At 39.1% G+C, this 14394-nt stretch carries 13 protein-coding genes and 1 pseudogene; 2 read left to right on the forward strand and 12 right to left on the reverse strand.

Features of this window, described 5'->3' with window-relative positions; translation table 11 throughout:
- Positions 1 to 398: 398 nt before the first annotated feature.
- Positions 399 to 1427: an NADP-dependent oxidoreductase gene (locus ACQKMH_RS15540; protein ID WP_427588374.1), complete on the reverse strand. Its 1029-nt coding sequence runs from the start codon at positions 1425 to 1427 to the stop codon at positions 399 to 401.
- 459 nt (positions 1428 to 1886) lie between these two features.
- Here ACQKMH_RS15540 and ACQKMH_RS15545 point away from each other — a divergent pair, with 459 nt between their 5' ends.
- On the forward strand, positions 1887 to 2384 hold the full coding sequence (locus ACQKMH_RS15545; protein ID WP_427588375.1) for an N-acetyltransferase family protein: 498 nt from the start codon (positions 1887 to 1889) through the stop codon (positions 2382 to 2384).
- Positions 2385 to 2617: 233 nt separating this feature from the next.
- Here ACQKMH_RS15545 and ACQKMH_RS15550 read toward each other — a convergent pair whose 3' ends face one another.
- The 11 genes and pseudogenes from ACQKMH_RS15550 to speB all read right to left on the reverse strand — a co-directional run bounded on the left by ACQKMH_RS15550 (position 2618) and on the right by speB (position 12721).
- A complete protein-coding gene (locus ACQKMH_RS15550) occupies positions 2618 to 2830 on the reverse strand; it encodes a hypothetical protein (RefSeq protein ID WP_427588376.1) in 213 nt (70 codons plus the stop codon).
- A gap of 98 nt (positions 2831 to 2928) precedes the next feature.
- Entirely contained in the window at positions 2929 to 3489 is a 561-nt protein-coding gene (locus ACQKMH_RS15555) for a hypothetical protein (RefSeq protein WP_427588377.1), read from the reverse strand.
- Between the two features lie 233 nt (positions 3490 to 3722).
- Entirely contained in the window at positions 3723 to 4244 is a 522-nt protein-coding gene (locus tag ACQKMH_RS15560) for a topology modulation protein (protein ID WP_427588378.1), read from the reverse strand.
- A gap of 156 nt (positions 4245 to 4400) precedes the next feature.
- A pseudogene (locus ACQKMH_RS15565) lies at positions 4401 to 5444 on the reverse strand (alkene reductase); the annotation flags it as partial.
- Between the two features lie 325 nt (positions 5445 to 5769).
- Positions 5770 to 7197: an MDR family MFS transporter gene (locus tag ACQKMH_RS15570; RefSeq protein WP_427588379.1), complete on the reverse strand. Its 1428-nt coding sequence runs from the start codon at positions 7195 to 7197 to the stop codon at positions 5770 to 5772.
- Positions 7198 to 7260: 63 nt separating this feature from the next.
- Positions 7261 to 7833, reverse strand: a complete 573-nt coding sequence (locus tag ACQKMH_RS15575) for a TetR/AcrR family transcriptional regulator (protein WP_427588380.1) — start codon at positions 7831 to 7833, stop codon at positions 7261 to 7263.
- Positions 7834 to 8038: 205 nt separating this feature from the next.
- Positions 8039 to 8131, reverse strand: coding sequence for a putative holin-like toxin (locus tag ACQKMH_RS15580; RefSeq protein ID WP_230157323.1), 93 nt, complete (start codon positions 8129 to 8131; stop codon positions 8039 to 8041).
- A gap of 194 nt (positions 8132 to 8325) precedes the next feature.
- Positions 8326 to 9315 (reverse strand): D-2-hydroxyacid dehydrogenase, encoded by a 990-nt coding sequence (locus tag ACQKMH_RS15585; protein ID WP_427588381.1) that lies wholly within the window; start codon positions 9313 to 9315, stop codon positions 8326 to 8328.
- A gap of 82 nt (positions 9316 to 9397) precedes the next feature.
- Positions 9398 to 10159 (reverse strand): class II aldolase/adducin family protein, encoded by a 762-nt coding sequence (locus ACQKMH_RS15590; RefSeq protein ID WP_427588382.1) that lies wholly within the window; start codon positions 10157 to 10159, stop codon positions 9398 to 9400.
- 44 nt (positions 10160 to 10203) lie between these two features.
- The gene (locus ACQKMH_RS15595) at positions 10204 to 11625 is read right to left on the reverse strand and encodes a sodium:solute symporter (protein ID WP_427588383.1); all 1422 of its coding nucleotides are present in this window, start codon (positions 11623 to 11625) and stop codon (positions 10204 to 10206) included.
- A gap of 97 nt (positions 11626 to 11722) precedes the next feature.
- Positions 11723 to 12721, reverse strand: coding sequence for an agmatinase (speB, locus tag ACQKMH_RS15600; protein WP_427588384.1), 999 nt, complete (start codon positions 12719 to 12721; stop codon positions 11723 to 11725).
- Between the two features lie 256 nt (positions 12722 to 12977).
- Here speB and ACQKMH_RS15605 point away from each other — a divergent pair, with 256 nt between their 5' ends.
- The gene (locus ACQKMH_RS15605) at positions 12978 to 14381 is read left to right on the forward strand and encodes a sigma-54 interaction domain-containing protein (protein ID WP_427588385.1); all 1404 of its coding nucleotides are present in this window, start codon (positions 12978 to 12980) and stop codon (positions 14379 to 14381) included.
- Positions 14382 to 14394 lie beyond the last annotated feature (13 nt).

A 14394-nucleotide genomic window follows, 5' to 3' on the forward strand; every position in this document is an offset into this window, starting at 1 on the left:
TGTAGACAAACATGGCCCATATCTGCACATCGTTTCATGTATTAGTGACTTGCATCAACATTATTGATGATATATATAACGATCTCATCTCGGATGTTATTCAAGCGACAAAAACTCCCAAAACGGCATTGATCCCACATATGAAAATCCAGAGAATCCTTAGCATATTTTATTCCTAAGATTGATTATCTTTCATGAAGGACATGCTTTGTAAATGATCATGAATGGACAACCCTATATCCAATCAAAAAAAGGTCGAAGCACATCAATTTAGCTGGAAGATGTGTTTCGACCTCTCTTATTGGTTTGACGAGATTTTTTTGAAATGTCAGCTCTTTTAATACATCCTAATCTTCTTAAATCAAACAGGATCTCGCCTCCACTGTGTTCCCTTAAGCTTATAGTTGAGCGAATTCGGGTTCCGCAACTTTTACAAGTTGTTTACCAAGGTTCGTTCCTTTAAACAAGCCTAGAAATGCATCAGGTGTGTTTTCAAAACCTTCAATGATGGTTTCCTCATACTTCAGTCTTCCTTCTTGGAGCCATTTCCCTAAATCCGTTGCGCCTTCTTGGAAACGAGCGGCATAATTTCCGACTGTGAAACCTTTCATTAGTGCACTCGTTTTGATCATGGCTGATTGCAGACGCGGTCCTAAATCTTTTCCTTCAGCATTATACGATGAAATCGCCCCGCATAATGGAATTCGGGCATTCGTATTCAAAAGTGTGAAAACAGCATCAGTCACCTCTCCACCCACATTATCGAAATAAACATCGACACCATCAGGAGCGGCATTTTTTAAATCTGTCGCAAAACTATCTTTTTTATAATTTACGGCACCATCAAAGCCAAGTTCTTTCGTTAAGTACTCAAGTTTTTCATCTGAACCAGCGATACCGACAACCCTAGCACCTTTAATCATAGCTATTTGTCCAACAACTGAACCAACAGCACCAGCTGCTCCGGATACTACGACCGTTTCACCTTTCTGAGGCTTACCAATATCAAGCAAACCAAAATAAGCTGTTAAACCGGTCATTCCAAGAACCCCTAAATGAGTTGTGACCGGAGCCACATTAGGATCAATTACTCGAATTTCTTTTTCAGTGACCACTGTATATTCTGCCCAGTCTATATTCCCAACAACGACATCCCCTTGTTTGAAGGAATTAGATTTGGACTCTACCACTTCAGCAACAACGCCGCCCGTGATGACCTTATTCAATTCAAATGGAGCAATATATGATTTAGTATTTTGCATTCTTCCACGCATGTATGGATCGACAGATAAATATAGCGTCCGTACTAAAATCTCATTATCTTTTGGTGTGGGAACTTCACTCTCCACAAAGTTAAAATCTTCTTTCGAAGGCATACCTTTTGGACGGTTTGCCAAAGTGATTTTTTGTTGTTTGGCTTGTGTCACCCTTCATTCCTCCTTGATTTTGAATATGTAATATCGAAAAGTAAGCGTATCACTGATGGAGTTCATCGGTCAAAGATTAACATTTCCTAATGTTTCCATTAACACTCTGCATGTATCCTCTTACTGAAAATCCTAATCCTTTTTTTCATTCAAAAAAAGGATTTGGATAACTGAAAAGCTAACCAAAATAAGAACAAATCCATTTGAGAATCTGTTCTTACTTTTTTATAGTATCAGCAAAGCATTAAGAGCTTCTTTTGCCATTTACTACAAGTGCTCTCATAACGTCTCAGCATTCTCTCTCTTCAAAGCCGTAATTTTTTTTTGTGAAGGAGGATTAATAGGATTTATTGAATCCTTTAAAATGATACCGAAAACTGTCTATGATTTCCCTTTTGGTCGCCCTCGGTAGATAAAAAAAATAGAAGGAATTACTTTTCATTTAATTAGGAGGAAATAATGAATATAAGAATCTTGAAACCACAGGATGCTGAAAATTACCGGAAATTAAGATTAGAAGCTTTACAAAACAATCCTGAGTCATTCGGCTCAAGCTTTGAGGAGGAAAGGAAAAATCCTTTAGAAACATATAAGAGCAGATTTCAATCGGACGAGTCTTTTACTTTAGGTGCATTTGAAAACGAAAAGCTTATTGGTGTAGTTACTTTAGTTAAAGAAAATAAGCTTAAACTAAAACATAAAGCCACTATCTTTGCCGTGTACGTTTCCCCTGAAAAACGTAGCAATGGAATTGGAATGAGCTTGATGGCAGAAGCAATTAAGCAGGCCAAAAATTCGGAAGGAATCGAGCAAATTTATTTATCTGTGGTGACATCTAATGAGGCAGCAAAAAAACTTTATTCTTATTTGGGTTTTGAGGTTTTTGGGAAAGAGAAAAGAGCATTGAAGTTAGATCAAACCTATTATGATGAAGAGCATATGGTATTGTTTCTTTAAAAAGCCATTATTTTGGAACAAACGGGTGTACTATGTTCAATGCATGCATGAAAGTGATCAAATGATTTATAAAAAAAGCCCTTTGGTTTTTGCATTTACTCCACTTGGAAGTGATAAGAGTATACTGGACACAGAGTCAGGTATACTCCTGCCCTAGCCCTTAGGTGACTGTCTGTCAGACATTTAACCTAGGGGGGGTACTGTTTCACAATCACGAGACCTGTCTAGAAAAATCACAATTCAGTATATTTCCTTTCAATTCTCCTAAGTTCATCCGAGAGTCCAAATAAGGTGTGTAATACGGCTGTTTGAATATATAGATTGATATAATTATCATTGCTTTTCTTCTGAAAGGACAAGTCATGTTTTTCATCAATTAATCGAGTTATGCATTGATTAATTTCGCTCCACATTTCTTTCGTTTCTTCTTTAGTTTTAGTCTCCATAATCTCCCACTCCTTTTTTATTAGTCTATCCACTCTATTAAATTCTTATACTTGATTTCACGTATTTATTTTTTAAAACAAATCCGGTGATTGCTCTATCATTGTTGTTGTACTTCAGTGGATAAAATCTCGGACCAAGATATTTCTTCCTCATAAGGATTATGATCATTGATAAACTTTATAAGTTTCTTTAACTCTATAATTCGTGATGGATCTATCTTTTTCTGTAAATAATAGATAAAACAATCGTTGATTATGATTGGATTCTTGATGCCTGTTTCCAATAACACGGCGGTTGCTTTAGATGGAGTAACATCTAAGGAGTATGCCAAAGCATTAATTTGTTCATTAGTAGATTCGATGAAACGAATTGTAGCTCTATCCGTTGGTACATTATACTTTTCTCTTTGAAGTGACCTTCTTTCAAGTTCTCCAAAATACACCGTATTATTAAATTGATACGTTCTTCTGAAATGTACGGATAACATTTCAATGACTTGTTTTGAATATAAACTTGATTCACAAATAAACGCTCCAACATCTTTAACCGGTGTTGTCGTGATATATGATATTTTATTTAATGTTTCTTTAAGTTTTACTGGAATCGTTGGTTTAATAGTATATTTTTTATCGGATCTAACTTTTCGTGTTTTAAACATTTTTATCCATCACCCAAATTCAAATATATTTTAACCAGTGTCCTCCTGTCCCAAAGTTATTTAATAAATATGTATGTACAAGCTTACATAATATGTATAAAATTTTATGAATGTGACACTAACTGAAGCCAAAATGATCGCGACTTCAAAAAAAACAAAAAGGGATGTTGCAGCTGGGGCAGAAAACGGTGATTTACTTTGAAATGGAAATGGCCCCAGGACAACCATAGGGCTTAATCCTTCCTATTTAGCAAATATCCTTCAATTTCTTGCTTACTTTTTAAAATGACTATTTGCTTTTCTGGCTTCGTCCTTTGAAGTTCTCCAAGTACGTTTTTCATTTTTTTCTTGCGAGGAAAATAGGTGTTCATTATAAATTTAACAAACTGACAGTCTAATTTTTCATTGCAGCCTACAGACATATCAGGTCGTGTTTTACCAATATAAGACAAGCGACGTTTTACAACACGGTAAAGACAAACATGTAGAGGTAGTTCTAAATAAATGATCGTATCGGCATGCTCCGAACGTAAAGCAAAAGAATCACTATAATTGCCTTCTATTATCCACTTGTTATGACTCAATACTTCCTTCTGAGCAGAAATGAAATCATTTAATGGAGCTTCCACCCAGCCAGGTCTCCAGTAGAATGTATCCAAATGATGTACTTCGATATTTAAATTTTCTCCAAGCCCTCTTGCAAAAGTAGATTTTCCAACACCCGCGGACACTCCTATAACCATAATACGCTCCATTGGTATCCCCTCTCTTTCTAGTAGATTTACAAAATATATTCCTTTCTTCCCTATTGCTCCATAAGGAAAAGGCGATTCTTCTTATTGAAGAATCGCATCAGTTAATGATGTTCAAGACGGTATATTTACAGAAACAAGCGAGAGTCTTATTTGTTTTTAAATCAATTGCCCTAAATGTTTCTTTGCTTCATATTCAACAAGTTTTTCATCCTGCTTAATTCGTGCCAGATAATCCGGATTGGCAATAAGCGGACGTCCAATTGCAGCAACGTCAATGATGCCTTTTTCGAGTGCGGCTTCTGCTGTTTTTACATCAAGCCCGCCTACACCAACTATAACTCCATCCCAATGACTGCGTACCAATTCATGCATGGTCAATCCTTTTGCAATTGGCTTGGTAAATTCCATCGTGGAAGGGTGAATCATTTTGACTCCTGCTTCATGGAAAGCCTCAATAAATGTTCCTATCGCTGCTTCAGGGTCATCCCACATATAAGCTGGCTGGTCAATCTTCAGAGCCGAGAAACGAATAAGGGTACGGTCCGCTCCAACAGCGTCGATGACCGCTTTTAACACTTCCTTCATAAATGTTAGACGCTGTTTTAAATCACCGCCGTACCGATCCGTCCTTTTATTGTAAGTGTCAGAATTAAACTGATCTATTAAGTAACCGTGTGCACCATGAATTTCCACACCGTCAAAGCCAGCATTCATTGCATTTAGCGCAGCTTGTTTATATTGGCTCACTACTTCTGCAATCTCCGCCTCAGTCATTTCTTCAGGAATATCAAAGGGTTTCCCGAATCGTGAAACCTTTCCTTCAGCAGCGATAGGAGACGGAGCCTGTGGTGGAAGTCCTCCTGCAAGTTCGTGGTGGCTTGCACGGCCGACATGCCAGATTTGTGCAATAATCGTTCCGCCTTCAGCGTGAACAGCTTCCGTTACTTTTTTCCACCCGTCGATTTGCTCTTGAGTGTAAATCCCCGGAACTCCTGGATTCCCCTTTGCTCTTGGAGAAATCACTACACCTTCTGTAATGATAAGTCCGATTCCATCCTTTGCCCGTTTACGGTAATATTCTACGGTCAGGTCATTCACAACACCAGTTTCGTTATCAGCAAACGACCGTGTCATAGGGGCCATCGCAGTTCTTGTTTTTAAATTCCATGCACCAACTGTTACCGGTTCAAAAATTTTAGTTTTAATTTGCTTCATTAAAATTCCTCCTGTTAACCACTTTGTTTTTTTTTAGAAAGAGCTAACTTTTGGTAACTATCATTTTGTAAGACTATCCGAAAACGGGTTAATTTACAAATAATTCACTCTTGTTATAACGTCATTTCAGAGAAATGGTAAAAAAGACCAACAAAACCATTCGAAATTCCAATTTGTTGGCGGATTACCATCTAATTCTGCCCGCAGCCCAGCTATTCCGCCCTGCAGCGGATTAATCAACACAAAAAAAGCCAGACAGGGAAAACCTTTTCCCTGCTGGACTTATCTTTTGTACATATATATTTTCCTATTAATCTCGTGCTGTTCTGATAAAGAACGACGCGATCAAACCTATGATTGCAAGGAGTAGCCCGAAAATAAAGGCATCTTGAACGCCTGCAGTCAATGATCCGCTAATGACGGATGGATCTAATGGATCCTTCGCATTTGCCATATAATTTTTTTGTGTTGCTGACATGATGGTAATCGCAACCGTCGTACCAATGGCTCCCGACACTTGTTGTAATGTATTCATAAGAGCCGTTCCATCCGGATAAAGATTTTTCGGCAGTTGATTCAACCCGTTTGTCTGGGCGGGCATCATGACCATCGAAACACCAATCATAAGGAAAGTATGCATGACGATTACCATCATGATAGAAGTCTCGGTCGTCACGTTCATCAAAGACCATAACATCGCAATCATGATAATGAATCCCGGGATCACTAATCCCCTTGGTCCGAACTTATCAAAAATGCGACCCGTAAACGGGGACATGATACCATTAAGCACTCCTCCCGGTAAAAGTACAAGCCCAGCAGAAAATGCAGCTAATGCCAGCCCAGTTTGCAAGTATAACGGTAAGAGAATCATGGAAGACATGATAATCATGAAGGTTATGAAAACGGTGATTAACCCTAACGTGAACATGGGATATTTAAAAACGCGCAAGTCAATCATCGGTCTCTCCATATTGAATTGTCTTACTGCAAACAGGAATAACGCGATAAGGCCAACAATGATAGAGGATAAAACAATAGCATTCCTCCATCCTGATTCTCCTACAATACTAAAGCCATAAACGATTCCCCCAAAACCGATTGTCGATAAAATGATGGAAGGTACGTCGATTTTTGGTTTGGTGATCGTAGAAACGTTTTGCATATACTTGAGACCAAATAATAATGCGATCACAAAGAACGGTAAAGTCACCCAGAAAATGTAATTCCATTTCAGATTTTCGATGATAAGACCTGAAACTGTCGGTCCGATGGCAGGTGCAAACATGATCACAAGTCCCATCAACCCCATCGTAGCTCCCCTTTTATGGATCGGGAAAATAACCAAAATGGTATTGAACATAAGCGGCAGTAAAAGACCCGTTCCGATTGCCTGGATGACGCGAGCCAGCATCAAGAGGCCGAACCCAGGTGCGATTGCTGCAAGGAGTGTCCCGAAGATCGAGAACACCATTGAGGCAATGAATAATTGACGAGTATTGAACCACTGGATCAAGAGCCCGGAAACCGGAACCAGTATCCCCAAGGTTAATAAGTAACCTGTTGTCAGCCATTGCACAGTGGAAGGGCTGATAGTGAATTCCTGTATTAAGTCCCCTAGCGCCATATTTAAAGCCGTCTCACTGAATAACCCAATGAACCCCGCAATTAAAAATGAAATTAATATAGGGGTCGTTCTTATGACTGGGTTTTGTTGCTGTGTTGCATTTGTAGACATAAAATAATTCCTCCAATTAACCGTATCGACCAAAGCTTATAATAATGTTTCCGAATGACTTATTTATTTATTTATCAACAATAAAGGTATTTGTTCCGCAATGGCTTGGAGAGGTTCCCCATTTTTTGCCGTTAAAGATAATAGGATGCCACCTTCAATTAAAGCATTTATTACGATACTCAATTCCTTTGACCGTTTCTCACTGTATTTTGCCTCAAGCAATTTTTTCACATAAATGGATTGCCATTCTTCTATCGCTTCTTGACAGGCTGTTCTTATCGGCTCACTTGTCGTATATGTTTCCGCCGCTATCGTACCGATCGGCAGTCCTAATAGATTTTCACTTTCACCAAAAAGCTCGGATAATTGAAAAATATGAGCCTGAATCGCTTTAATTGGGTCATCGATCTCATCAAATCCCCGTTGAATTTCATTAATGACGAATTCTTTAGTATGATTGATCGCTTCAATCGCCAATTCTTCTTTGCCCTTCGGAAAATAATGATACAGCGAACCTTTTGGAATGCCACTTTCTTCAATAATGTCCTTAAGCCCTACCCCATAATATCCACGTATTCGAAAAAGTCGGGAAGCAACTTCAATAAGAATGTCTTTAGAGTTTCTTTTTTCGGCCATAGCTGGATCACTCCTTAATATTATATCAACTGGTCTATTAGGACTATACTGACATTTCATTGTTTTGTCAAAGTTGGCTGGCTTAGATACTTATACAACAAAAAGAACACCTCATAACTGGTGTTCTCTTCAAATTGGGAATCGGAATCCATTACCTTCTTTAAAAAAACGCTCCATTACTTTTCATAATCATCTTTCGTTATCTTCAAGGATTCTTGTCTTGATTTTTAAAATCAAGAATAGCAATTACAAACATGCCAAAGCTTAGCATCAGGGAAATAACTTCGAAAGTACCCATTCATACATCGCCTCCTTACATCAAGCTTTTCCTGATCAGAGATTGTCCTATACAAGAAAAACATGATGCAGTGGTATTTAAAACAAAAAAAGCAAACCCAATTAGAGTCTGCCCTCGTACTCATCATATTTTTGGAAAATCGAAATTCGCCATTCAGTTGAACTTTCCTTTTCCTTTCAACATAACTATTGCTGTTAATAACCAAGTTTTTTTTCAACAACATTCATTAATGGTTTACCTTCAGAAAAAAGCTTTAAATTTTTCAAGAATAACTGCATCACACGGTCTAGGTGTTTGGCAGAGTTGTAGGCATTATGTGGGGAAACAATGACATTTTCCAGCTGCCAGAAAGGATGATCTTCAGGTAAAGGTTCTACTTCGAACACATCGAGCGCGGCACCTGCTATGTGCCCGTTGCTCAAGGATTCAATTAAATCTTCATCCACAATCGTATTGCCACGGCCTACATTGATTAAATAGCTGCCTTTTTTCATTTTATTTAATCGCTCTTCATTAAAAAAATACGATGTCTCTTTCGTAAACGGGAGCGCCAAGACGACAAAATCGGACCGTGAAATGACCTCATCCACTTGATCCATACCCGTTATCAAATCAGCAGGTTCATATTCTTCGTTCCTCTTGGCGGGATTTCGGCGACAGCCAATAACGGTCATTCCAAGTGCTTTACATCGCTTTGCTATCTCAAAGCCAATGTCACCATACCCAATTATCCCAACTGTCGAATTCTCAAGGTCTGTCACAGGAATTTCAACCCATTTTTTATTCATTTGATTTCTGATCATTGTCGGCATACCTCTTGCTAACGAAAATAGCATCGCAATCGTATGCTCCGCAATCGGGACAGATGTGCAACCCTTGACATTGGTGATGGTGACATCGCTGTTTTGAATATCTACATTAAGCATGGCCTCCACTCCCGCACTGTCTGAATGGACCCATTCAATCTTTGGAGCCTTTTTAAGAATGCTGAGGTTATCATGAATTCCCATTGTATAAAGAACATCAAACTTAGATAGATCTACGGTTGGCTGTGGTTCAGGTTCGCCGAATTCCCATGGTTCGACAACGACATCAGAACAAATCTCCTTCAACTCATTGATGTATTTCTCCGGTATATCCACCCTTATATAAAGTGAAGGAGCTGCTTTCTTTGATTCTGACATGATAAAACCTCCTCAAGAACCTACGATTCCTTTTTCTTTAATAAATGAGATGTCAAGTCGAATGCCATGCTGTGCTTTATGATCAATTCAAGAAATCTGGTTGCTCTTTTCTAATTCTATCCCAAAGTGGTTGAAAACTCAGCCATCCTTCATATTCCGTGCCCGTTTGTTCTGCTGTTAATTTTGCATACTCCTCCTCTATAAAAATGGGCTTACCGACAGATTCGGCCATAATCTGCGCTTGACATGAACGTTCCATTGTTATGAACCACCAAGCAGCTGAATCTACAGATTGGCCCACCGTAAGCAGACCATGGTTGCGGAGGATGACAGCTTTGTGTTGACCTAAAGCCCTAGCGATGCGTTTTCCTTCTTCAGATGCATAAACCACACCAGTAAAATCATCGAACAATGCATGGTCTTTATAGAATTGACAGGCATCTTGCGTAATCGGATCTAGCAGTCTCCCTAAAGAAGACCATGTCTTTCCATATACCGAATGAGCATGTGCCGCTGCAATGGCATCCGGTCGTGCTTTATGGATTTCCGAATGAATGGCAAAGGCAGCACCATTCACCGAATGTTCCCCCTCTACAATATCACCTTTATGATTAACCAATATAAGATCGGAAACGGAAATTTGACTAAAATGCATCCCAAACGGATTGACCCAGAAATGGTCTGTATATTTAGGATCGCGGACCGTAATATGGCCAGCTATCCCTTCATCGAAACCAAACTTTGAAAAAAGACGGAAGGAAGCTGCCAACCTTTCTTTCCGGTGATTACGCTCTTCTTCCATTGTATTGAATGTCGCGGGTTGCAGGGAAATTATCTTTGTCATTTTTCTGTCCTCCTCGATTCTTTTTCCTCATTTTTTCCCTACCATCAATTAGCCAGGGTGTCCATGTCCGCTTTCTCCGTTACATCTTGCTTTACCTCATTATTGGGGCTAAGGAAAGTAAGGGTAGTGATCACGACAAAACTAGTAGCGAGTCCGTATAGAATGGGTTGAGTGGAGGATGGTCCTTTAATGACCAATCCAACAATAATAACGATCATGCTAGCTAGAATGGAGTAGAATGCAGCTTTAGCCGTGACTCTCTTCCAAAAGAAGCCAAGAATGATTGGAAAGAACACAGCGCCGGATAAGATTGCGTAAGCTACATCCAGTGCAACTAAAATATCTTGTATCCATATCGCAACGATTATGGTCAATACACCAATCGTTAAAGTAGTATACCGTGATGTTTTTAAAAATTGTCGTTCACTCATTCCTGGGCCGATGTATTTTTTAATGATGTCATTAACAACCAAGGTGGATGAAGCGAGCAATGTTCCTGAAGCAGTGGACATTAGGGCTGAGGCCACACTTGCAATGACAACCCCCAATAGGCCAGCAGGTAGAGTTTCCATTGCTATACTAGTAAATGCATTTTGTGGATCTCCTAAATTAGGAAGAATAATAAAAGCGCACATTCCTATGATACTTATTGCAATCGCGTAAAAAACACTATATATTCCAGCTCCAACCGTACCGCCACGAGAGACCGCTTTGGTTCGTGCGGTAAAAAGACGCTGCCAAATATCTTGTCCAACAACTACACCTAAAGTAAAAAGTAAAAAATATTGAAAAATGGTCTCTCCGCCAATGTTGCCTAACTCAAAATGTGATGCAGGGAGATTTTCTTTAAGTGAGCTCCACCCTCCTGCCTTAGAGATACTCATTGGGAGCATGATAAAGAAAATCCCGACCGTCATGATGACGAATTGTACTACATCAGTCATGGTGACTGACCACATTCCTCCTAATATTGTATAAAATAAAACGATTCCACCTCCGACTATCATGGAAACCGTTAAATTCCAACCAGCCAAAACATGTAATATCGTCCCCATCCCGATCACTTGCGTTACAGTCAGCATGAATGTATAGATAACCGAGACCAAGGCACTTACCAATTGCGTTTGAGAATTGTAACGCTTCTCAAGCATTTCACTGATCGTCAGTACTTTTAAATCAAAGATTTTATTCGTTAAAAACAACCCGATTGCGATAATCCCGAGCCCGATCATCACCACTAGCCAAATACCGGATATCCCAAACTGATAACCTAACTTTGCTGTTCCTAGAGTAGAAGCTCCCCCTAATATAACAGCAGCCAAACAGGATAAATACATAAAATGACCGAGATTACGCCCTGCTACAATGAAATCATCTGCTGTTTTTGCCCGTTTAGATCCGATTACTCCCACAATGATTAAAACAGAAAAGTAAAGAATCATGATTGATATATCCAAAATATGCATGTACACATCTCCTTTTAAGGTTGTTTTATTTTATATCCCATTTTGTTAAGGATGGAAGGAAGGGATTTTCCTCCGATCCCTTCCATTTGAATGGAAACTAGTTGTTAAGCTGCGTTTCCAAATCTTCCACTTTCTGTTTCCCCTCCAGTTTTCCTTTTTTGGCGAGAGCGATGAGTGTGATGAATTCGTAGACAATATTAGCCGCGGCGGCGGCAGTGACTTGTCCATGATCATATGCAGGTAAAACCTCAACAAGATCGAATCCGACAAAATCTATATTCGTCAATCCTCTTACAAAGCTTAAAGCATCATCAATGCTGGCCCCTGAAACTTCCGGTGTCCCCGTTCCAGGTGCATAAACGGGATCTAAAAAATCAATATCAAAAGATAAAAAGACAGGCCCGTCAGCAACTCGCTCGTGAATGACCTCTAGCATTTTTTCGACGCCGATTCGTTTATAATCGTTCGTCGTATAAACACCCAAGCCTAAATCCCGAGCATCCTGAAGGTCTTCCGGCCCGTAAAGACCACCCCTCATACCAATTTGGAGAGATCGCGATACATCGATGAGACCCTCTTCTATTGCGCGGCGAAAAACGGTGCCATGATTGTACTTTTGATCGAAATAACTATCCCACGTATCTGAGTGAGCATCGAATTGAAGCAGGGCAACCGGTCCATGTTTTTTTGCGATTGCACGCAGCTCCCCTAGAGTGATAGAATGATCGCCCCCTAATGAAATGGGAATGATCCCTTTTTCAATGACAGGAGTAAGCTCTTCCTCAATCTTTTTATACGTTTCTGAAATATAGCCCGGAATGATCGGAATATCCCCATAATCAATCCCTGATATATAATCAAAAATATTAATATCTTGTTCTGGATTATAAGGGCGTAAAAGGATGGAAAAATCTCGAATGGCTTCTGGTCCGAATCTCGCACCCGTTCTAAATGATTGCCCGGAATCAAATGGAATACCCGTAATGACAAAATCCATATGTTCATCTACCTGTTCAACAAATGGAAGCCGCATGAACGTACGTACTCCACAAAAACGGGGTGATTTGAATGAGTCTTTCGGTTGATACTTCATCATGTTACATCCTCCTAAATTTTCTTTATTCATTCCATAGCTTTGATTAAGCGTTCGGAATTTTTCATCTTACCTTTTACTTAAGCAAGATTCGCGCCAACTTTTCCCCTGCCATTAATAAGGATTTTCGTTATTCTTTTTCATCATTTGATTAAAAACTTAATCAATTTCATATTTTTTGATTTAGTTTTTGATTATTCCGACTTTTTGATTTATATTTTAATTAAGCAAAATCCCTATATCCAAAGGAGTGGAACTCATGTACGACGGAATGCTGGAGGAAGAATTAAAGAAAATCATTGAAACATCGAATAATAACATCCTCATTACCGATCAGGATGGAATCATTCTGTATTCCAATCCAAAGCTTTGGGAGATTTATGGGATGGAAAGTGACTCTTACATCGGAAGATCCGTCTATCAATTAGAAAAAGAAGGACTTCTAACTCCTTCCATCAACGCACTTGTTTTAAAAGAAAAGAAAGCACAGCGGATCATGCAACAAACAAAAACGGGTCATGTGGTCATGTCGACAGGCTATCCCATTTTTAATAAGGAAGGCATTCTCGCTAGGGTAATCAGCTATGGTCAGGATCAAACCGAGATTCTGCAATTGCAAGATCAATTTGAGCAATTACAACGAAAGGTAAAGGGCTATCAAACGGAAGTCGAGGATTTAAGAGAAAAAGAATTGGATTACCATGACATGAATGCTAGAAGTTATGAAACAAAGCATCTTTTAAAAACGATCCATAATGTTGCAAAAACTGATGCGACGATTCTCTTATTAGGACCATCCGGTGTAGGGAAAAGTACATTTGCTCGCGCCGTTCATGATCAGAGCAACCGAAAGAAAGAACCTTTTATTGAAGTGAATTGCAGCACGATACCTGATAGCTTGTTCGAATCAGAAATATTCGGCTATGAGCCTGGGTCATTTACAGGGGCAAACAAACAAGGGCGACAGGGCCTGATTGAACAGGCTGATAGCGGAACTCTTTTCTTAGATGAAATCGGGGAACTCCCACTTGCCATGCAAGCCAAATTACTGAATGTATTACAGGAAAAAAAGATAAAGCGCATCGGTGGAAAAAAAGAAAACCATATTAATTTCCGTCTGGTTGCCGCAACAAATCAAGATTTAAAGAAAATGGTAAGTGAAGGCAAGTTTAGGCTAGACTTATTTTATCGATTGAATGTGATTCCCATCCAAATTCCTGCTTTACACGAACGTAAAGAAGATATACCTCTCTTAATACAGCATTACTTACAGAAGATCAATGATAAATACCGGAAATTCAAAAAATTCCATCCAACGACTTATGAAGTATTGACTCATTATAATTGGCCAGGAAATATTCGAGAATTAGAAAACTTAATTGAACGATTAATCCTCACAATTGAGGAAACCAATATATATCCTGAACACCTTCCCCAATCCATCACAGGGCAAATGGAACAGCCTGAAGATTCCACTTTCCTTGAAATCGAACAGGAATGTGAGGAGAAATTCGATTTAAAGCAGACACTGGAAAAAATTGAAATGCAACTGATTGCCAAAGCATGGAAACAATGTAAAACCACATACGAAATGGCAGATCATTTGGGAATCAGTCAGCCAACAGTCATCTATAAATTAAAGAAATACAAAAAATATTTTTAAATTCGGCTTGAAA

The organism is Peribacillus sp. NPDC097895, from assembly GCF_050277555.1.
Taxonomy (GTDB): Bacteria; Bacillota; Bacilli; order Bacillales; family DSM-1321; genus Peribacillus.

Excerpts from the sequence above, each read along its gene's own strand:
- ACQKMH_RS15545 (WP_427588375.1), top strand. The coding sequence starts at position 1,887 with ATGAATATAAGAATCTTGAAACCACAGGATGCTGAAAATTACCGGAAA.
- ACQKMH_RS15590 (WP_427588382.1), bottom strand. The coding sequence starts at position 10,159 with ATGACAAAGATAATTTCCCTGCAACCCGCGACATTCAATACAATGGAA.
- ACQKMH_RS15570 (WP_427588379.1), bottom strand. The coding sequence starts at position 7,197 with ATGTCTACAAATGCAACACAGCAACAAAACCCAGTCATAAGAACGACC.
- ACQKMH_RS15555 (WP_427588377.1), bottom strand. The coding sequence starts at position 3,489 with ATGTTTAAAACACGAAAAGTTAGATCCGATAAAAAATATACTATTAAA.
- ACQKMH_RS15595 (WP_427588383.1), bottom strand. The coding sequence starts at position 11,625 with ATGCATATTTTGGATATATCAATCATGATTCTTTACTTTTCTGTTTTA.
- speB (WP_427588384.1), bottom strand. The coding sequence starts at position 12,721 with ATGATGAAGTATCAACCGAAAGACTCATTCAAATCACCCCGTTTTTGT.
- ACQKMH_RS15575 (WP_427588380.1), bottom strand. The coding sequence starts at position 7,833 with ATGGCCGAAAAAAGAAACTCTAAAGACATTCTTATTGAAGTTGCTTCC.
- ACQKMH_RS15550 (WP_427588376.1), bottom strand. The coding sequence starts at position 2,830 with ATGGAGACTAAAACTAAAGAAGAAACGAAAGAAATGTGGAGCGAAATT.
- ACQKMH_RS15580 (WP_230157323.1), bottom strand. The coding sequence starts at position 8,131 with ATGGGTACTTTCGAAGTTATTTCCCTGATGCTAAGCTTTGGCATGTTT.
- ACQKMH_RS15560 (WP_427588378.1), bottom strand. The coding sequence starts at position 4,244 with ATGGAGCGTATTATGGTTATAGGAGTGTCCGCGGGTGTTGGAAAATCT.
- ACQKMH_RS15605 (WP_427588385.1), top strand. The coding sequence starts at position 12,978 with ATGTACGACGGAATGCTGGAGGAAGAATTAAAGAAAATCATTGAAACA.
- ACQKMH_RS15585 (WP_427588381.1), bottom strand. The coding sequence starts at position 9,315 with ATGTCAGAATCAAAGAAAGCAGCTCCTTCACTTTATATAAGGGTGGAT.